The organism is Arthrobacter sp. Bz4 (assembly GCF_003075455.1).
GTDB lineage: Bacteria > Actinomycetota > Actinomycetes > Actinomycetales > Micrococcaceae > Arthrobacter_D.
The window spans coordinates 1-19466 of sequence record NZ_QDAE01000015.1 but is presented as its reverse complement, the minus strand read 5'-3'; the positions used below and the strand labels follow the sequence as shown (position 1 = coordinate 19466).

Genomic DNA, 19466 nt, shown 5'->3' with positions numbered 1-19466 from the left:
TCTTGGCTCGTGATCGATGTTAATGAACTCCGCGAAAACCCTGAGAAATTCCGCACCTCGCAGCGAGCCCGCCGCGCCGACGTTGCGCTGGTGGATGCGATCATTTCGGCTGATTCCCGCCGTCGTGAGGTGGTAACCAGCGCCGAATCCCTCCGGGCAGACCAGAACGCTTTCGGAAAGCGGGTCGCCCAGGCCAAAGGTGACGAAAAGCAGGCGCTGCTCGCAGAGGTAAAGGAGCTTGCCGCCTCAGTCAAGGCGGCGGCAGTCGAGGCTGAAGCGGCCAGGCAGGATCAGGACTCACTCCTTCGCCGGTTGCCGAACGCCATCCAGGACGGCGTCCCGGCCGGCGGCGAGGACGATTTCGAGGTCATCAAGACAGTCGGCACTCCACGGGATTTCAGCGCTGAAGGCTTCACCCCCAGGGACCACCTGGAAATCGGTGAGCTGATCGGTGCAATCGACATGGAGCGGGGGGCGAAGGTCTCGGGGTCCCGCTTTTACTTCCTCAAGGGTGTTGGTGCCCGGCTGGAGCTTGCGCTGCTGAACATGGCCATGGACCAGGCTATTCAGGCTGGTTTCACCCCCATGATCACCCCCACGCTGGTTCGCCCGGAAATCATGCAGGGTACTGGGTTCGACGTCGCCCACGACGCCGAAATCTACCGCCTGGCGGAGGATGACCTCTACCTAGTGGGCACTTCCGAAGTAGCAATGGCGGGCTATCATTCCGACGAGATCCTCGACCTTTCCGGCGGGCCGGTCCGTTATGCCGGCTGGTCCTCCTGCTATCGCCGGGAAGCTGGCTCACACGGCAAGGACACCCGTGGAATCATCAGGGTCCACCAGTTCAACAAGGTCGAAATGTTCGCTTACACCACCGAGGAAGAGTCCTACGCGGAGCACGCCCGCATGCTCGCGTGGGAAGAGGAAATGCTCGCCAAGGTGGAACTGCCCTACCGGGTGATCGATACTGCCGCCGGGGATTTGGGCATGTCCGCCGCCCGCAAGTTCGACTGCGAAGCCTGGGTTCCCACCCAGGAGGCTTACCGCGAGCTGACATCCACCTCTAACTGCACCACCTTCCAGGCCCGCCGCCTCAACATTCGGGAGCGGCAACCGGAGGGACAGAAGGGCACCCGGGCAGTTGCAACACTCAACGGCACGCTCGCCACCACCCGCTGGATCGTCGCTATCCTCGAGCACCACCAGAATGCCGATGGGTCAGTGACGGTTCCGCAGGCGCTCCGTCCCTACCTGGGCGGGCTGGAAGTGCTCCCGGTCCTCGGAGCATCCTGAGCCGACCTACCCCGGGGAGCAGCGAGTCTGGTTCACTGGAGTAATGAAAGAATTCTCCACTGCAGGCATCGAGGACCGGCAGACCGAACGCAAACTCATCGCCCTCGACGTCGACGGTACCCTCGTGGACCACGAGGGAATTATGTCCGAAGAGGTCCGTGATGCCGCGCGGGCGGTTGTCGACGCTGGGCATCAGGTCATCATCGCCACGGGACGCTCACTGGGAGCGGCGCTGCCCATCATCAAACAGATCGGCATCACCAGCGGGTACAGCGTGTGCTCCAACGGAGGAGTGACACTACGCGTCGATCCGACACTGGCCCACGGATTCGAAATTATTGATCGGGTCACCTTCGATCCCAGGCCAGCACTCGTCGCGCTGAGGGAGAAGTTGCCCACCGCCAAATATGCGCTTGAGGATGACGAGGGAAATTTCCTTGCCACCGAACGGTTTCAGGATGCCAGCTTCGGCGCCGAGACCCATACGGTGGACTTCGACGAAATGCTCGACGCTGCCGCGGTGCGGGTGGTGGTGTTCAGCACGGACAGCACTGCCGAACAGTTCGGGGAGGCGGTCGAGGCGATTGGCCTGCACGGTGTCACCTACTCGGTGGGGTGGACGGCCTGGCTGGATATTGCCGCGGCTGGTGTCACCAAGGCGAGTGCTCTTGAACTGCTTCGCCGACGTCTGGGTATCGACCCGTCCGGCACTGTTGCCATCGGTGATGGTCGGAACGACATCGAGATGCTCGAGTGGGCGGCCAGGGGTGTGGCGATGGGACAGTCACCCGATGAAGTGCTCGCGGCAGCAACCGAAGTGACGGCCAGCGTGTACGACGACGGTGCCGCGAAGGTCCTCCGCACCCTCGTCTAGCGCGCGGCACCCAGTCAGTAGACGCTGCCCGATTCGTAGGGCAGCGTCGCTGGTGGTAGCGCCGCCGGACCGGCCGTAAGGTCGAGGAGCCTGGCGGCCGCCGGACGGGTTGCCCATTCCTCCACCCAGTGCGACCTGACCACCGCCTTGCTGACCGCTTGGGTGGTGATACCCAGTTCCGCGGCGATCAGCTTTTGCTGACCCCGGGCGCCCGGGGTCAGCAGATCCAGCACGTTCCACTCGGCCTCGGTCCGGGTGAACACAATTTGCCCCAACAGCCGAAGCACCGCTTCAGCCTCCGCCGCTACCTGCGAGTCAGGTCCCTCCACGGCCAATGGAATGCGTTCGCCGGTCTTCTGCGCCCGGGTGACCGCCCGTCGCGCGTACACCAGGCCGTAGCCCTGGGCTTCGAGAATGTTTTCAGGGATGGGCGAGTGAACGCCACCCACGCCAATCCCAACATGCCATCGGCGGTGACGCAGGGCCGTAAGCGCGACGTCGATAGCAGTGGTGGCGTTATCGACGACACCTTGCAGTTCATCGCCCGTTGACCGCTGGAATGGCACCACGGTTTCGACATGACGCAACCCGCGCAGTAGATCATTGACCAGGTCACCCACCTCACGGGAGTCACGCTGGTTGATCGTTAAGACGTAGAGCATGGCTTCAGTATGCCTGAAGCCATGCTCTTAACCGGTGTAATCAACCGGAAAACGTTGTTTTTGAACCTGCTAGCGGCCCTGCGGCGTGGTGGTGGCGTTCTCGACATCGGCGTCGACGTCGCGGCCCTGTGGCTCGTCCTCTTCCCGCTGTTCCCCGAGGTCCTGGAACCGCTTCAGTGAGGCCTCCACCTCGGCCTCCGCGGCTTCCCGATCCGCCCAATCGGCTGCTTCAACCCATTTGCCGGGCTCAAGGTCCTTGTATCGTTCGAAGAAATGCTTGATCTCTTCCAGCAGGAAGGGTGACACATCCGAGAGGTCCTTGATGTGATCGAAGCGCGGGTCGGTGGGAACGCACAGCACCTTGGCGTCACCGCCGCCGTCGTCGGTCATGTTGAAGACGCCGATCGGACGCGACTCGACCAACACACCCGGGAGGAGGTCGAAGTCCTGGAGCATGACCATCGCATCCAGCGGATCACCGTCCTCACCGAGCGTGTTTTCGAAGTAGCCGTAGTGGGTGGGGTACTGCATTGAGGTGAAGAGGACACGGTCCAGGCGTAGCCGGTGCGTCTCATGGTCGATTTCATACTTGACGCGTGATCCTTTGGGGATCTCGATGGTGACGTCGAGGTTCATGGCACTCTCCTGTGGAATCCTGTGGGGCAGCGCGGCGGTGTGCCTCAAAGGCTGCCGCGTCGGTCTAATCTTAAACATATAGGGTGAGGGCGCATCTCGTGGGTTCGAACCAGTGTGACAGCCAATCGATTGGGGGACCTGGATGCTCCGCGGCGCACGCGTGATCACCGCAGCCCTCCTTGTTGCCGTGTTCGCGGTTCTGGCAGTGCCCCTGGGGTTTGCCGCTGTTCCATCGGTGGTGCGCGCCCTCGAAGAGCCGGCAGCCACGCCGCAGCCCAGCACCCCTGAGCTCCAGATACCGCCGTCGGAGCTGACTCCGCCTGCACACGTAGCGGCACTCGACCCTGAAGCGCCGCTCCCAGATCCCGGGCTCCTGACGGCAGCCCTCGAAGCCGAGCTCATGCTCGACGGCCCTGGGAACCTGTCGGGGGTGGTGGTGGACGCCATCTCCGGCGATGTCCTTTTCGACCAGGATGGGGATGCTCACCAGCTACCGGCATCCAATCAGAAGCTGCTCACCGCCGCCGCCGCGATGACCAAGCTTTCAGCCGAGCGGCGGTTCGAAACAACAGTGGTTGCCGGTGCGAGAAGCAGCGAGCTGGTGCTGGTTGCTGGGGGTGACGTGCTGCTGTCCGCCGGGGAGTCGGATCCGGACGCGGTGGTGGGCCATGCCGGCCTGCAAACCCTTGCCAATGAAACCCTCGACGCGGTGGACCCGGCTGACGGGCCGTTCACCATCCTGCTCGATGACACGATGTTCGTGGGACCCACACTCAACGCAGGATGGTTGCCGGGAGACATTGCGGCAGGAGAGATAAGTCCCATTTACCCGTTGGCGATCAATTCGTCATGGGTGGAAGAGGGCGTCTCCCGGGGGCCCCGCTCAGCCGACGCGGCATTCGACGCCGCAACGGCCTTCAGCGCGGCGTTTGCCGCCGCTGGCAGCGAAGCCGGTGTGGAGGTGGCGGCGGAAGTCATTCGGGCCTCAGCGCCTGCCGACGCCGTCGAGCTGGCAGCGGTCGCATCGGCAACCGTGGAACAACAGGTTGAGCATATGCTTCTCACCAGCGACAACTATCTCGCCGAGACACTCGCCCGGCTGGCGGCGGGAGCCGCTGGCCAGCCGGCATCGTTTGGTGGCGCCACCGATACCATCGATAGCGTCCTGGGCCAGTTGGGAGTGCCCGGGGAGGGGCTGGTAGTCGGCGACGCTGCTGGGCTCTCGCCGCGCAACGACGTGTCGCCAGCTCAGCTCGCCGCAGTGGTGCGGGCCTTGGCAATCTCCGAAGATCCTGCGCTCGTCGCGGCCCTGGGGGGCATGCCGATTGCTGGACTATCCGGCACCCTGCAGGATAGGTATGAGCTGCAGGGTCCTGCCGCTAACGGCGCCGGTCTGGTGAGAGCAAAAACGGGAACACTCAACGCGGTGACCGCGCTCAGCGGGTACGTGGTCACTGTTGACGGACGGCTTCTGGTGTTCTCGTTTATTGCCGGAGAATTGGACGGAAACACTGTCGCGGCGCGTACCGCAATCGACCGGACGGCAGCGGCCATCGCGGGTTGCGGTTGCCGATAGCTGCGCCAATCTTCACAGGCTAGTGTGGTCGAATGGACCACATGGAGAGCAACTTTTCGTCCACTGTCCGCCACAAGGCACCGCCTCAACTCATCAACTGGGAGCTGGCTGCCGCTAGCGCAGCCAAACTCACGTCCGCTGGGCCGCAGGTCAGTCCACGGGAGATTGCCGAGGTTGTCGCTGAACTCCGCGCCGCTGCTGACGCATCGATCGGCTACGTCCACCAGATCACCGGGCTCGACGCCGCCAAGGACCTGCGGGACTCCGATCTGTTGATCGTGGATCGGGCGTCCTGGGCGAAGGCAAACACCCAGAGCTTCCAGGCGCTGATGGCGCCAGCGCTGGAGCATCTTTCACGCACCAAAAAGGAGCAGCTCACCACCGCCAGCGCCGCGCTCGGCGGAACCCTCACCGGTGCCCAGTTCGGTGCAATCCTGGCCTTCCTCTCCTCAAAGGTGCTTGGACAATACGACCCCTTCGGGCCGGCGAAAAACGGATCAGGCGGGCGCCTGATGCTCGTAGCACCCAATATCCTTGCGGTGGAGCGTGAGCTGAACGTAGAGCCTGCCGACTTCCGGTTGTGGGTATGCCTTCACGAGCAAACCCACCGGGTCCAGTTCGCCGCCGCACCCTGGTTGAAGGACCACATGCTGGCGCACATTTCCGAGCTGACCGAGGGGTTGCTGGATAAGGCGGATGGACTCTCCGACCGACTGGCGAAGGCGGCAAAGGGTCTCACCAGCGGCGGTGCTCCCACCGACAGTGACAGCAAAGACAGCGACCCCAAAGACAGCGACAACGGAATCCTCTCCCTGCTCCAGGATCCGCAGGACAAGGCTCGCATGTCACACCTCACCGCCGTCATGAGCCTCCTCGAAGGGCACGCGAACGTGGTGATGGACGCCGTTGACTCAAGCATCGTCCCGAGCGTCAAAACCATTCGCCGCCGCTTCAACGCGCGGGGAAAGTCACGCGGCCCGGTGGAGAAATTCCTGCGGCGGGTCCTTGGGCTCGATGCCAAGATGCGGCAGTACAGCGACGGTGCGAGGTTTGTGCGTCGGGTCGTGGACCGGGTGGGTATGGAGGGATTCAACAGCGTCTGGACCAGTGCAGAGCACCTTCCGACTGAGGAAGAAATCCATGCCCCTGACAAGTGGATCGCCCGGATGGGGTTGCGCAACGGTGGTTAGGCGACCCCGGCTCAGCCCGGTGGTGGCCAACGCCCGCAACCTGCTGCAACACGCCCTTGAATCGGGGGGAACCCCGGTGGGGTCTCTCATCCTGGTGGCCTGCAGCGGAGGACCCGACTCTTTGGCACTGGCATCCGTCGCAGCACACTCAGCCCGCTCCGGACGGTACCGGGTAGGAGCGGTGGTAGTGGATCACGGCCTCCATCCAGACAGTGCAGCGGTCTCCGCGCAGACGGCAACCAAGCTCACAGAGCTGGGGCTGGAACCGGTGAGTGTACGGGCAGTCACTGTCGACCAGACAGGCATGGGACCGGAAGCGGCGGCGCGTACGGCCCGGTTCGGGGTTCTGGACGCGGCTGCAGCCGAACTGGGTGCGTCAGCGGTGCTCCTTGGCCACACACTTGATGACCAGGCGGAGCAGGTGCTGCTGGGGTTGGCGCGCGGATCCGGCACCAGGTCCCTCGCCGGCATGCCGGCCCAGCGCGGCCGCTACCTTCGGCCCTTCCTGGGACTGCGTCGTGAGGAGACGGTCGAAATTTGCCGTTTCGAGGGCCTTGAACCTTGGCATGATCCGTCAAACTCTGATCCCAGCTTCGCTCGTTCCCGGGTCCGAACCCAGGTACTGCCCTACCTGGAAGACCAGCTCGGCCCAGGGGTGGCCCGGGCACTGTATCGCACCTCACGCATTCTGGCGCAGGACGCCGACTATCTGGATCGGGTCAGCCTGGAAAAGTATGAGCAACTGCACGTGCTCGACGGCAACGACATCCTGCTCCCCGAAGACGCACTCCGCGCGCTGCCGCCATCCCTCCGGCAGCGCGTCCTGGCCCTCACTGCCGTCCGGCTCGGCGGGGAACAGCCGAGTTTTGAAAGGATCCGTGCGACAGAGACGTTGCTGGAGCGCCGTGGCTCTGCCGGCCCGGTGCAACTTGGCGGATTCATCAGCGTGCACCGTCAGGTGCGCGGGAAATCCGTTCCCCAAGGGGACCCAAGCTATGGCAGTCTTGTCTTTAGAAACAACCGCGCACTTTCCTAAGCCCTTCGGTGCCGCCCTATCCAAACCCTCAGGAGCAATTGGTGGATTCACAGGACGTCCATGACGACCTCAAGCATGTTCTCTACACAAAAGAGGAAATCCAGCAGCGCGTAGCCGAGCTGGCGGCCCAGATAGACGCCGACTACGCCGGCCGGGACATCCTGATCGTCGGTGTACTGAAGGGCGCAGTAATGGTGATGGCTGACCTGGCGCGTGCACTGCATTCCCACGTCACCATGGACTGGATGGCGGTATCGTCATACGGATCTGGCACCCAGTCTTCGGGGGTGGTGCGTATCCTCAAGGACCTGGAAACCGATCTGATGGGAAAGCACGTCCTTATCGTGGAGGACATCATTGACTCGGGTCTGACCCTTTCCTGGCTGAAGTCCAACCTGCAGTCCCGCGGACCGGCCTCCGTTGAGATCTGCACCCTCCTGCGGAAACCAGAAGCCGCGAAGGTCAGCATCGACGTGAAGTACGTCGGCTACAACATTCCCAACGAGTTTGTGGTCGGCTACGGCCTGGACTTCGCAGAAAAGTACCGCAACCTTGACTTCATCGGTACCCTCGCCCCGCACGTCTACGAGTAGACCGGGTCACCAGCGGGGCGGGCACACTCGAAATCTGTCCGCCCATAGGGAACTTATGCGCAATTTGGTGCGTGGTTGTGTGAAGACGGTGTAAAGCTTGGGTAGCAGCTTTCGTTGCGCGCGGACCGCGTTGCCGTAAGCGATATTTGGTTTGTTAAGCAGGAGGGACAGGGTCTCGCAGCCCTGAGACGAATGAAATTTAAGAACCTTTTCAAGGGGCCCATTTTTTGGATTGTGCTCGCCGTGGTGGCGCTGCTGATCATTTTGCCCAACCTGTTCAGTACCAGCAGTTCGCGGGTTGACACCAATGTTGGGCTGGACCTGCTGAACGACAACCAGGTGGAGCAGGCCAAGATTTACGACGGCGACCAGCGGGTTGATCTCACGCTGCGTGACGACTACGAGGATATGGGCCGCAGCGTCCAGTTCTTCTTCAGCACCGCCCGTGCGGAGGACGTGGTTGCAGCGATCAACACCTCCGACGTCGACGGTTTCACTGATCAGCCAGCCGAAAGCAACTGGTTCACCAGCCTGCTCGGTCTACTCCTGCCCCTCCTGATCATCGGCGCCATTTTCTGGTTCCTGCTCTCCCGGATGCAGGGCGGCGGATCCAAGGTGATGCAGTTCGGCAAGTCCAAGGCGAAGCTCGTCACCAAGGACATGCCGCAGGTCACCTTCAATGACGTCGCCGGCGCTGACGAGGCGGTCGAGGAACTCCACGAAATCAAGGAATTTCTGCAGGAACCGGCCAAGTTCCAGGCCCTCGGTGCCAAGATTCCCAAGGGCGTACTGCTCTACGGTCCCCCGGGGACCGGCAAGACCCTGCTGGCCCGAGCGGTAGCCGGCGAGGCGGGGGTTCCGTTCTATTCCATCTCCGGCTCCGACTTCGTGGAAATGTTCGTCGGCGTGGGCGCCTCACGGGTGCGTGACCTGTTCGAGCAGGCCAAGGCGAACGCGCCCGCGATTATTTTCGTTGACGAGATCGACGCCGTCGGACGCCACCGTGGCGCCGGCGTCGGCGGCGGCAACGACGAGCGCGAGCAGACCCTGAACCAGCTACTGGTTGAAATGGACGGCTTCGATGCAACATCGAACGTCATCCTCATCGCTGCCACCAACCGGCCCGACGTCCTGGATCCTGCGCTCCTTCGGCCCGGACGCTTCGACCGGCAGATCGGGGTTGAAGCACCCGACATGCTGGGCCGGGAACACATCCTCACGGTGCATTCCAAGGGCAAGCCGATGGCTCCGGGGGTGGACCTCCGTTCGGTAGCCAAGAAGACCCCAGGTTTTACCGGCGCTGATCTGGCCAACGTCCTTAACGAGGCGGCCCTCCTGACCGCACGTTCAAACGCCCAACTGATCGACGACCGGGCACTTGACGAGTCGATTGACCGGGTGATCGCCGGACCGCAGAAGCGCAGCCGGGTCATGAAGGAACTGGAACGCAAGATCACCGCCTACCACGAGGGTGGGCACGCCCTGGTAGCGGCCGCCCTGCGCAACACCGACCCGGTCACTAAGGTCACCATCCTCCCGCGTGGCCGCGCCCTGGGCTACACGATGGTGCTGCCCAGCGACGACAAGTACTCGATCACCCGCAATGAGCTGCTGGACCAGTTGGCCTACGCCATGGGCGGCCGGGTAGCGGAGGAGATCGTCTTCCACGACCCATCGACTGGTGCATCCAACGACATCGAGAAGGCAACTGCCACGGCCCGCAAAATGGTCACCCAGTACGGGATGAGCGAGCGGATCGGTTCGGTCAAGCTCGGACAGGGTGGAGGTGAGCCGTTCCTCGGACGGGACATGGGTCACGAGCGCAATTACTCTGATCACATCGCGTACATCGTCGACGAAGAGATCCGCAGGCTGATCGACAACGCCCATGACGAGGCGTACGAAATTCTGACCGAGAACCGGGATGTGCTGGACCGTGTCGCGCTGGAGTTGCTGGAGCGGGAGACACTGAACCAGGCGGAAATCGCGGAGGTGTTCACCGAAATCCGCAAGCGTGACCTGCGCGACGTCTGGTTGTCCAAGGATTCCCGTCCGGTACACGCCCTGCCTCCGGTGGTCTCAAAGAAGGAGCGCGAGGAGGCCAGCGAGGCCGGCGAACCTGCACCCGAGACCGTTGCACCCCAGGATCAGATTGCTGACGCGCAAATCGTTGGCGACTTTGATGTTCACGGCAACGATCTGCCTGAGCCCGAGTCCGGCGAAGGCTCACCCGGCAAAGGTGGCGCAGAGAGTTCCCAGCCTAAACGGTGGGATTGCAGGTACCGCGTAGGATTGGTTCAGTGACCGAATTCGACGACGAGGTGTTCTCGGCGGCCCTTGAAGCGGCCGGTTCCCCAGTAGACCAGCCCAGAATCCAACGTGCAGTGCGGGAAATCCTTGCTGCCATTGGAGAGGACCCCGACCGGGACGGGCTGGTGGAAACCCCCAAACGGGTTGCAAAGGCCTACGCCGAGTTCTTCGCGGGGCTCCATCAGGACCCAGCGGAAATCCTCTCCACCACCTTCGAAATTGATCATGAAGAGCTGGTCCTGGTCAAGGACATCCCGTTCTACTCCACCTGCGAGCATCACCTGGTTCCTTTCCACGGGTCAGCCCACATCGGGTACATCCCCTCGGCGGAGGGGCGTGTCACCGGGCTAAGTAAGCTGGCCCGGCTGGTGGAAGTGTTCGCGCGCCGCCCCCAGGTGCAGGAGCGGCTGACCACCCAGATTGTTGAGGCGCTCATGACGCACCTGCAGCCAAAGGGTGCCATTGTGGTTATCGAGTGCGAACACATGTGCATGTCAATGCGTGGAGTTCGCAAACCTGGAGCGAAAACTGTCACTTCAGCCGTCCGCGGCCAGGTGCGCGACCCCGCCACCCGTGCCGAAGCCATGAGCCTGATACTCGGAAGATAGGACACCACATATCGATGGATTCACTCGCTGCGGCGCCGGGAACCGGACCCGCCACATCACCAATTCCTGTCCTGAGGGTCTCCAGAGTGGCGAAGACCCTGGCAGACCTACCCACCGACCGTTCACTCGTGATGGGTGTACTGAACATCACCCCTGATTCCTTCAGCGACGGCGGGCGCTTCACCAGCGCCGATGAGGCTATCGCGGAAGGCCTCAGGATGCATTACGCCGGCGCGGACATCATCGATGTGGGGGGCGAATCCACCCGCCCCAACGCTGACCTGGTCAGTCCGGACGAGGAACAGAAACGGATCCTGCCGGTGGTTAAGGCCCTGGTGAAGGCCGGTGCCCTCGTCAGCGTGGACACCATGCACGCCTCGACGGCAGGGAAAGCGCTCGACGCCGGCGCTGCGTTGGTGAACGACGTTTCCGGCCTGGACTACGACCCCGAGATGCCCGCCCTGATTGCTGAGCGGAAGGTGCCCTACGTTCTGCTGCACCGCCGCGGCACGGCCGCGACGATGGGCTCACTCGCCGAGTACGAAAATGTCGTCGACGAGGTGATCGCCGAAATGAGCCAGGTTCGGGACGCTTTCGTCGCAGCCGGTGTGGAGCCACACCAGATCATCCTTGACCCAGGCCTCGGGTTTGCCAAGGATGAGGCCCACAACTGGACAATCCTGCGCGCCATTGACCGGTTCAACGCGCTGGGCCATCGGGTCCTGATCGGTGCTTCACGTAAGCGGTTCCTGGGGACGCTCCTCACCTCGGCGGGCAAAGCAGCCGCACCGCAGGAGCGCGACTCGGCAACCGTTGCGGTGTCGGCGCTGGCCGCGGCCGCAGGCGCCTGGGGTGTGCGCGTGCATGAGGTGGGGCCCAACCTGGACGCCGTCAAGGTTTCCGCCGCGTGGACCGGCTAGGTCCCGACATGACACCGGTCCAGCAGGACACCATCACGATCACCGGAATAACCGCAGTAGGTTTCCACGGCGTTTTCGAGTCCGAGCGCAGGGACGGTCAGCCATTCGTCGTCGACGTCGTCCTGCATCTCGATCTCCGCGAGGCGGGCGCCACCGACGACCTCACCACCACCGCACATTACGGTGACGTCGCTGAGCAGGTTGCCGCGGTCATCACCGGCGACCCCCTGAACCTCATCGAAGCGCTAGCCGAACGGATAGCGTCGCGGCTTCTCGCGTCGTTCCCGGCCGAGACGGTTCAGGTAACGGTTCACAAACCACGGGCGCCGATTCCGGTGCCGTTTGGGGACGTCGCTGTTTCGCTAGTGCGCACCCGGATCGGCCAGGAAGCCTCGTGACCGAACGGGTGCGCTCGGTGCTGGCGTTGGGGAGCAACCTTGGCGACAGTCACAGCACCCTGTCCCTCGCCGTCGCCGACCTGGTGGACAGCGCCCGGGTGCGGTTGCGTGAGGTTTCACCGGTGGTACGGTCGATCCCGGTCGGGGGTCCGGCGGATCAGCCGGAGTACCTGAACATGGTGATCGAAGTCGAAACCGATCTGGGACCCTACGAGTTCCTGGCCCACTGTCAGTCGGTAGAGGAAAAGCATCACCGGACCAGGGACGTCAGGTGGGGACCGAGGACTCTCGACATCGACATCATCACCTTCGGCGACTTCAGGTCAGACGACGAGCGACTGACCATCCCGCATCCCAGGGCAGCCGAGCGGGCATTTGTCCTGCAACCCTGGGCCTGGATGGACTCTACTGCGCTGCTGGGCGGGCGCCTGGTAACCGAGCTGGTCAATGACACCGCGGACCGCACAGGAATCCGACCGTATGAGGGGGCCGACACTCAGTGGGTACCCTAAAGGTCGGCTGGCTGGCAGCATTCGGAGTGGTTGCCGGTATTGGTGGCTGGATGATGAACTGGTGGGCGGGCCGGAACGGTTTTCCGGTTCCGACACTGCACCTGAGTTCGCTGCTGACGGTGGCGGCCATCCTGACCGTAACGCTCACCTTCGGGATCCGGGTCCAGCGCTGGCGGAACGGGCGCCGCGACCGGCCGCTCAACCCCATCCTGGCCGCCCGCACCGTGGTGTTGGCCCAGGCGACAGCGTACGCTGGCGCATTGAACGCCGGCTGGCACCTGGGCATTCTGGTGGATCAGCTTTCGCTCGTCGCCGTGCGCGGTGTGACAGCCTCAGTCTGGGGCACGGTCGCATTGGTGGCCAGCGGCATGGTGATGATCGTTGTGGGGCTGATGGTGCAGGGATTCTGCCGGCTGCCGCCCGACGACGGCGCCACCGGCGTTGACGGGGAAAGTGGTCGCAATGACGAGGGGGAGTATGCGTAAGGAACCTATTGATCCGGCCGGTCTGGAGTGGACACGGGTATCACCGAAGTATCTGAGGGTGCGCCTGCTCGGCTGGGTGATCGGCACGATCATCAACGTCGCCATCTTCAGCATTCCCCTGATCCTGCGTCTCACCGACATCTGGTGGGGCTTCCCACCCATGTGGGTAGCCTGGGCCCTGCCGATCGGGGCGCTGGTTCTTTCCGTTTGGCGAGGAATTCTGCTGCACGGCAGGTCAGGGCTATCGGCTACGCGGAGCGGCACGAAGACCTGTTGATCCGTACCGGGGTCTTCTACCAACGGACCATGGTGGTGCCCTACGGGCGGATGCAGTACGTGGACGTCGCTGTCGGCCCAATCGAACGGGCCTTCGGATTATGCACCCTGAAGATGCACACCGCTTCCCCCGGCACCAACGCTTCCATCCCGGGGCTGCCAGCAGACGAAGGCGCACGGCTGCGCGAGCAACTCTCTGCCCGTGGTGAGGCGAAGCTGGCCGGACTGTGACAACCCACGACCAGACACCCCATGAGGACCCGGTCGTTCCGGATGAGTCACTGCTGGCGACCTCCGACAATCAATGGCGCCGGGTGCACGTAATTTCCCCACTGGTGCGGGGCTGGATTGCGTTGATCGCAGTCGCCTTTTTTGCGGGCCAAGACCTGTTTGAGAGCCTCCTCAGCGGTGATGGTATTCCCAACCTGTCCGACGGCGGGGCGCGGCTGCCGTGGACCATCGCCGCCATTGCCGGGATCGTGGTGCTCGTCGCGATTGGCTTCCTCCTGTCGTGGTACTTCACGCGCTATCAGGTGACGGCCGAGCATGTGAAGGTCAACTCGGGGATAGTGTTTCGGCAGAACCGGCAGGCACGGCTTGACCGGGTACAGGCCATCGACGTGGTGCAACCCTTCCTGGCGCGGGTCTTTGGCCTGGCGGAACTGAAATTCGAAGTGGCTGACGCAGGCGAGTCCGCTGTCAAGCTCGCATTCCTCAAACTCAGCGATGCGCAACGCTTGCGCGCCACCATCCTGGCCCGGGCAGCGGGGGTCAGCATTGACCCCGATAACCCCGACGATATTCAGGAGGCACCCGAGCGCGAGGTGTTGGCTCTGAAACCCGGGCGGGTGATCGCAGCCGCGCTGCTTTCAGGAACCACCATCTTCCTCATCATCGGTGTGGCAGTGGTGGTTGTCCTGGCGGTGATCCTTGAGCAGGCGGCGCCGCTCGCGGTGATAATACCGTTGGGCCTGGGTGTTGCCGGAGGCTACTGGAGCAGCATCAAGAACGGGTTCAACTTCCGGGCCGCTATTTCCCCGGACGGCATCCGGGTCCGCTACGGGCTGCTGGATACCCGGACACAGACTGTCCCACCCGGGCGAATCCAGGCGGTCGGAATTACCCAGCCCCCGCTCTGGCGGGCCAAGGGCTGGTACCGGATGACAGTCAACGTAGCCGGATACGGCATTTCAGCATCGGGAGACGCCCAGGCGCGGGCAACGCTCCTGCCCGTAGGCACCCGGCAGGACGTCCTACAGATCCTGGCCCTGGTCCTCCCAGACCCCGGCACTGACGAACCCCTCGACGTTTTTGCCGCCGGAATGGAGGGGAGAGACAGCCGGGCCGGGTTCCTCTCGACCCCGCGGCGTGCACGGTGGATTGGGCCGCTGGAATGGCGCCGCAACGGCTTCGCGGTCACCAGGACGGCTCTCCTGATCCGGTCGGGATTCTTCTGGCGGAACCTTGCCGTGGTCCCGCACGAACGGACCCAATCGCTGGCACTTCACCAGGGGCCGGTGTACAGGCGATTCCGGGTCGTCGACCTGTTGCTTCATACCACTCCGGGGCCGGTCAGCCCACGGATCCAGCAGGTCGATGAGGACACCGCCTGGCGGCTCTTTCACGAACAGGGCATCCGCGCCGCTGAGGCGCGTCGCCGCAGTCTGCCGGAGCAGTGGATGAGGCCGGTGGAGGTTGCAGACGCCACGCTGATGCCACCGCCGCCAACCTATGACGGAGCGACACGACCGGACGACGAACCTGAGGAGCTAGAGGAAATGTCGGTGGATGAGGAAGGAACCCCTCGAGATGGCGAGCGGTAGCGGGGCACGGCGCCCGGGCCGACTCGGGGTCGGAGTCATTGGCGCCGGCAAGGTAGGAGCGGTGCTCGGTGCAGCCCTGCGCGCCGCCGACCACGCAATTATCGGGGTGTCGGCTGTTTCTGAGGCGAGTCGGGAACGTGCGGAAATGCTCCTGCCCGGCGTGCCGGTGCTGGAGATTCCGGAGATCATCGAGCGGTCCGAGCTGGTCCTGATCGCGGTTCCCGATGATGCGCTTCCGGAACTCGTCGAGGGTCTGGCCGTGCTCGGGGCATGGCAGCCCGGGCAACTCGTTGCCCACACCTCCGGGCGGTTCGGTATCTCGGTGCTGGACCCAGCCCGCAAGCTAGGAGCCATTCCGCTGGCGTTGCACCCTGCGATGACCTTTACCGGCATGAGCCTTGACCTCGCTCGCCTGCCCGACTGCAGCTTCGGGATTACCGCGCCAACAGCCGTGCTTCCGGTCGCCCAGGCACTGGTAGTCGAAATGGGTGCGGAACCGGTGGCGATTGAAGAAGCTCACCGGCCGCTGTACCACGCGGCACTGGCTCACGCGTCGAACCATCTTGTGACGATCACCGCTCAGTCGACCCAACTGCTCTCTGACATTGGCGTTGAGCAACCCCACCGAATGCTCGGACCACTGATGCGGGCTTCACTTGAAAACGCTCTATCAGCAGGCGAGGGAGCGCTTACCGGGCCAGTGGCACGCGGCGACATAGGGACCGTCGAGGCGCACATGGCGGCTTTGAAAGCCCAACCCTCCGAGGACATCCGCGCCGCCTACCGTTCACTGGCGGTTGCCACCGCCCGACGGGCCGTCGAACGGGGACTTCTCAGCCACGCACAGGGTGCGGCAATCGCCCATGCCCTCGCACTCGATACGTTGGGCACCTCGTGAATGGTTCGAACCGCCCGACGGTGGTCAGGACCCCGGCCGAACTAGCTGAGACCACCGCCGACCTCCTCGACCGACGCCCGGGAACACCCCGCGGTGAGCGGCGTCCCACCCTCGGCTTTGTCCCCACCATGGGTGCCCTCCACGACGGGCACGCGGCACTGGTGAGGGCGGCACGCAAAAACAACGACGTAGTGGTCGCCTCAATCTTCGTCAATCCGCTGCAATTCGGTGAACGAACCGATCTGCAACGCTACCCGCGGCAACTGGATCAGGATTTGGAACTGTTGGCCAACTGCGGGGCAGAGGTGGTCTTTGCCCCCTCGGAGACGGTGATGTATCCGGACGGCCCACCGCTTGTTTCCCTCAACTCCGGTGCCCTCGGTGAAAAGTTTGAAGGGGCCGCCCGGCCAGGGCATTTCGACGGAATGCTCACGGTGGTAGCGAAACTGCTGCACCTTACGGCGCCAACAGTTGACGCCGGGTTCAAGTGCTATTTTGGCCAGAAGGATGCGCAGCAGCTTGCCCTGATCCGCCGGATGGTTCGGGACCTGGACTTCCCCGCCGAAATTGTCACGGTACCAACGGTCAGGACCGCTGATGGGCTGGCGCTCTCCAGCCGCAACCGTTTCCTGACGGCGGCCGAAGAAGAAGCAGCGTTGGTGCTGTCACGTGCGCTACGTCTCCTGGAGGGTCGGGCGGAACGGAATGAGCCGCTGGACCTGGACTCCGCAGTGGCATTGGTCACTAGCCAGCCGCTGGTGGAACTGGACTATTTTGAGGTTGTCCACCCCTCGACGCTCGAACCGTTGGCCTTCAACTGCCGCCAGACACCCTTCACCGGAGAGGCATTGGCGCTGATCGCGGCGAAGGTTGGAACGGTCAGACTAATTGATAACGCTCCACTGGGGTCCTGAGCGAACCGCGATCTTGATCGGCTGCAAATCCGGGTGGCGAAAAGCAGCCGGTAAACTTATATCTCGTGACCCCAGATAATTCCAGCACCGCCAAAGAATCAGTCCTCGCCGATGTCGTGGGCAACGCCGACGAAACCAACGAGCAGATGCGTATCCGCATGGAGAAACGCGAGCGGCTGCTCGAACGGGGGGATGAGGCCTACCCGGTTAAGCCGGCGCGCACACACTCGTTGGCCGAGCTGCGGAAAGAGTTTGGGCAATTGCCCGCTGAAGCCACCACCGGTGAGATGGTGTCGGTGGTGGGTCGAGTGGTGTTCATTCGCAACACCGGGAAACTGTGTTTCGCGACGCTGCAGGAGGGTGGTGGGGCCAGGCTCCAGGCCATGCTCAGCCTGGCCGAAATTGGTGACCAGTCGCTTGCGGACTGGAAAGCGCTGGTGGACCTCGGGGACCACGTTGAAGTGCACGGTGAAGTAATCAGTTCCAGGCGCGGGGAGCTCTCGGTCATGGCGGACGGGTGGAGCATGGCCTCAAAGGCACTGCGCCCGCTGCCAACCCTGCATACGGGAGTCAGCGAGGAAACCCGGGTCAGGCAACGCTACGTCGATCTGATGGTGCGCGAAGAAGCGCGGGAGATGGTTCGAACCAGGGCCGCTATCGTGCGATCCATTAGGGAAACTCTGCACTCGCTGGAATATGTAGAAGTAGAAACGCCAATGCTGCAGTTGGTGCATGGCGGTGCTGCTGCACGACCGTTTGAAACCCATCTCAACGCTTTCGATCAGAAAATGACTCTTCGAATCGCACTGGAGCTTTATTTGAAGCGGGCGGTCGTCGGCGGAATAGACCGGGTCTATGAGATTGGCCGGATTTTCCGCAATGAGGGGGTCGACTCAACTCACAGCCCCGAATTCACCATGCTGGAGTGTTACGAGGCGTACACCGACCAGTTCGGAATGGCCGAACGAATGAAGGAAATCATTCTTAATTGTGCGGACATCCTGGGCACACGGACCATCGAAACAGAGGCCGGCGTGATTGACCTTGATGGGGAATGGCGGTGGCTCGGCGTGTACCCGGGGCTTTCGGAGGTAGTGGGTAGCGAGGTAACTCCGGAGACATCCGCTGAGGAGCTCCGGAATATCGCCGAAATCCACCAGGTGAAGATTGCGCCGGAATGGGGCAGCGAAAAGCTTGTCCTCGAATTGTTCGGCGAGCTGGTTGAGCCGACCCTGATCCAGCCGACTTTTGTCTACGACTACCCTCCGTCGGCCCAGCCGCTGGCCCGGCCGCACCGGGAGGATCCCGCTCTGATTGAGGCGTGGGACCTGATCATCGGCGGAATGGAGCGAGGGACGGCGTTTTCTGAACTCATCGACCCGGTGGTGCAGAGGGCACGCCTGGTTGAGCAGTCCCTGCAGGCAGCTGCCGGCGACCACGAGGCTATGCAGTTCGATGAGGATTTCCTCCGCGCGCTCGAATATGGCGCACCCCCCATGGGGGGCATCGGCCTTGGGATTGATCGACTGGTGATGCTGTTCACCAATGCAGGTATTAGGGAAACCATCCTGTTTCCCATTCTGAAACCAGTTGGAGATAGTCGTGCTTGAGTATGTTGCGGTATTGCTGCCATCGATAGGGGTCGGGGCGATCTTTTACTTTGTCATGCGGTCCATTTTCAACGCGGATAGGGCTGAGCGCGAAGCAATGAGCCAGGCCGAGGAGCGTCAGGCCCAGGCACAGCAGGAAGCGCCAGTTGCAACGCCCGATCACGAGGACCCAGCAGAGTCCCGATGAAGTAGTTCTGTTCGCCTTTTCGAAAAAGTTCCCAAAAGTAGGATTTTTTCGCACTTTGACGATTACTGTCTGCCTAGCCCATAATTAGAGTTACATATAAATTCAGCACAAAACGCAGGAGCTAACCGTGGCACAAAAAGTAAAGATCCTCCTGATCGATGACCTCGACGGTGGCGAAGCTGATGAAACCGTACGTTTTGGCCTTGATGGTGTGCAGTATGAAATAGATCTTTCAAAATCCCATGCGAAAGAACTCAGGGCCGCTATGAGCAATTACGTATCCGGGGCCCGCCGTAGCACGCAGGTAAAAGCGCGGGTGGCGACGCCGGGCCGTAACCAGGAAGCAGCCCAGGTGCGTGAATGGGCGCGAGCCAATGGCCACAATGTCTCGGCGCGTGGACGCGTCAACAGCGAAATCGTCGAGGCCTACCGGGCAGCACAGCGCTAAAGAGGAACCGGACTGCGCCCCCTGGGGCGCAGTCGCAGGTGGGTGTGATATCTCGCCTGTGGCGAACACGCTCCAAAAGCCTGTGCAGGACACGTAGCATCGAATTACGCGTTAGCTAGGAGTGTGCCCCATGTTTGAGAGATTTACCGACCGCGCCCGTCGTGTTGTAGTGCTGGCCCAAGAAGAGGCCCGCATGCTCAACCACAATTACATC

General features: G+C 62.8%; 20 protein-coding genes and 1 pseudogene. 19 read left to right on the top strand and 2 right to left on the bottom strand.

Annotation, left to right across the window (positions count from 1 at the left end; all coding sequences use genetic code 11):
- The first annotated feature begins 9 nt into the window (after positions 1-9).
- Both serS and DDA93_RS11655 read left to right on the top strand, forming a co-directional pair.
- On the top strand, positions 10-1296 hold the full coding sequence (gene serS / locus DDA93_RS11660; RefSeq protein WP_019483998.1) for a serine--tRNA ligase: 1287 nt from the start codon (positions 10-12) through the stop codon (positions 1294-1296).
- A gap of 43 nt (positions 1297-1339) precedes the next feature.
- Complete coding sequence (locus DDA93_RS11655; protein ID WP_019483997.1) at positions 1340-2170, top strand: HAD family hydrolase; 831 nt, start codon at positions 1340-1342, stop codon at positions 2168-2170.
- Between the two features lie 14 nt (positions 2171-2184).
- Here DDA93_RS11655 and DDA93_RS11650 read toward each other — a convergent pair whose 3' ends face one another.
- The gene (locus tag DDA93_RS11650; RefSeq protein ID WP_024477150.1) at positions 2185-2832 is read right to left on the bottom strand and encodes a hypothetical protein; all 648 of its coding nucleotides are present in this window, start codon (positions 2830-2832) and stop codon (positions 2185-2187) included.
- Between the two features lie 69 nt (positions 2833-2901).
- Positions 2902-3468: an inorganic diphosphatase gene (locus DDA93_RS11645; RefSeq protein ID WP_024477151.1), complete on the bottom strand. Its 567-nt coding sequence runs from the start codon at positions 3466-3468 to the stop codon at positions 2902-2904.
- 142 nt (positions 3469-3610) lie between these two features.
- Here DDA93_RS11645 and dacB point away from each other — a divergent pair, with 142 nt between their 5' ends.
- From dacB to DDA93_RS11560, 17 genes and pseudogenes are all read left to right on the top strand, one after another.
- Positions 3611-5044 (top strand): D-alanyl-D-alanine carboxypeptidase/D-alanyl-D-alanine-endopeptidase, encoded by a 1434-nt coding sequence (dacB, locus tag DDA93_RS11640; protein ID WP_116778875.1) that lies wholly within the window; start codon positions 3611-3613, stop codon positions 5042-5044.
- 41 nt (positions 5045-5085) lie between these two features.
- On the top strand, positions 5086-6234 hold the full coding sequence (locus DDA93_RS11635) for a zinc-dependent metalloprotease (protein ID WP_019483994.1): 1149 nt from the start codon (positions 5086-5088) through the stop codon (positions 6232-6234).
- A gap of 43 nt (positions 6235-6277) precedes the next feature.
- Entirely contained in the window at positions 6278-7270 is a 993-nt protein-coding gene (tilS, locus tag DDA93_RS11630; protein ID WP_024477153.1) for a tRNA lysidine(34) synthetase TilS, read from the top strand.
- Positions 7271-7311: 41 nt separating this feature from the next.
- A complete protein-coding gene (hpt, locus tag DDA93_RS11625) occupies positions 7312-7863 on the top strand; it encodes a hypoxanthine phosphoribosyltransferase (protein WP_024477154.1) in 552 nt (183 codons plus the stop codon).
- A 192-nt stretch (positions 7864-8055) separates the two neighbouring features.
- Complete coding sequence (gene ftsH / locus DDA93_RS11620) at positions 8056-10167, top strand: ATP-dependent zinc metalloprotease FtsH (protein ID WP_116778874.1); 2112 nt, start codon at positions 8056-8058, stop codon at positions 10165-10167.
- Positions 10164-10781 carry a GTP cyclohydrolase I FolE gene (gene folE, locus DDA93_RS11615; protein WP_019483990.1) on the top strand — a complete coding sequence of 206 codons (618 nt, stop codon included), beginning with the start codon at positions 10164-10166 and terminating at the stop codon, positions 10779-10781. The genes ftsH and folE overlap by 4 nt, the downstream gene beginning before the upstream one ends.
- 14 nt (positions 10782-10795) lie before the next feature.
- Complete coding sequence (gene folP / locus DDA93_RS11610) at positions 10796-11701, top strand: dihydropteroate synthase (protein WP_024477155.1); 906 nt, start codon at positions 10796-10798, stop codon at positions 11699-11701.
- An 8-nt stretch (positions 11702-11709) separates the two neighbouring features.
- Positions 11710-12099, top strand: a complete 390-nt coding sequence (gene folB, locus DDA93_RS11605) for a dihydroneopterin aldolase (protein ID WP_026041228.1) — start codon at positions 11710-11712, stop codon at positions 12097-12099.
- Positions 12096-12611: a 2-amino-4-hydroxy-6-hydroxymethyldihydropteridine diphosphokinase gene (folK, locus tag DDA93_RS11600; protein WP_024477156.1), complete on the top strand. Its 516-nt coding sequence runs from the start codon at positions 12096-12098 to the stop codon at positions 12609-12611. The genes folB and folK overlap by 4 nt, the downstream gene beginning before the upstream one ends.
- Positions 12599-13096, top strand: a complete 498-nt coding sequence (locus tag DDA93_RS11595) for a DUF3180 domain-containing protein (RefSeq protein WP_024477157.1) — start codon at positions 12599-12601, stop codon at positions 13094-13096. Before folK ends, DDA93_RS11595 begins: the two co-directional genes overlap by 13 nt.
- Positions 13089-13603: pseudogene (locus DDA93_RS11590) on the top strand (PH domain-containing protein). Before DDA93_RS11595 ends, DDA93_RS11590 begins: the two are co-directional and overlap by 8 nt.
- Complete coding sequence (locus DDA93_RS11585; protein WP_024477158.1) at positions 13600-15195, top strand: PH domain-containing protein; 1596 nt, start codon at positions 13600-13602, stop codon at positions 15193-15195. The pseudogene DDA93_RS11590 and the gene DDA93_RS11585 overlap by 4 nt, the downstream one beginning before the upstream one ends.
- Entirely contained in the window at positions 15161-16093 is a 933-nt protein-coding gene (locus tag DDA93_RS11580) for a DUF2520 domain-containing protein (protein ID WP_237742162.1), read from the top strand. Before DDA93_RS11585 ends, DDA93_RS11580 begins: the two co-directional genes overlap by 35 nt.
- Positions 16090-17007 carry a pantoate--beta-alanine ligase gene (gene panC / locus DDA93_RS11575; protein ID WP_024477160.1) on the top strand — a complete coding sequence of 306 codons (918 nt, stop codon included), beginning with the start codon at positions 16090-16092 and terminating at the stop codon, positions 17005-17007. The genes DDA93_RS11580 and panC overlap by 4 nt, the downstream gene beginning before the upstream one ends.
- Positions 17008-17153: 146 nt before the next feature.
- Positions 17154-18617, top strand: coding sequence for a lysine--tRNA ligase (gene lysS, locus DDA93_RS11570; protein WP_083850973.1), 1464 nt, complete (start codon positions 17154-17156; stop codon positions 18615-18617).
- Positions 18610-18804 carry a hypothetical protein gene (locus DDA93_RS11565; RefSeq protein WP_019483980.1) on the top strand — a complete coding sequence of 65 codons (195 nt, stop codon included), beginning with the start codon at positions 18610-18612 and terminating at the stop codon, positions 18802-18804. Before lysS ends, DDA93_RS11565 begins: the two co-directional genes overlap by 8 nt.
- A gap of 127 nt (positions 18805-18931) precedes the next feature.
- Positions 18932-19252, top strand: a complete 321-nt coding sequence (locus DDA93_RS11560) for an Lsr2 family protein (RefSeq protein WP_019483979.1) — start codon at positions 18932-18934, stop codon at positions 19250-19252.
- Positions 19253-19466: the final 214 nt, after the last annotated feature.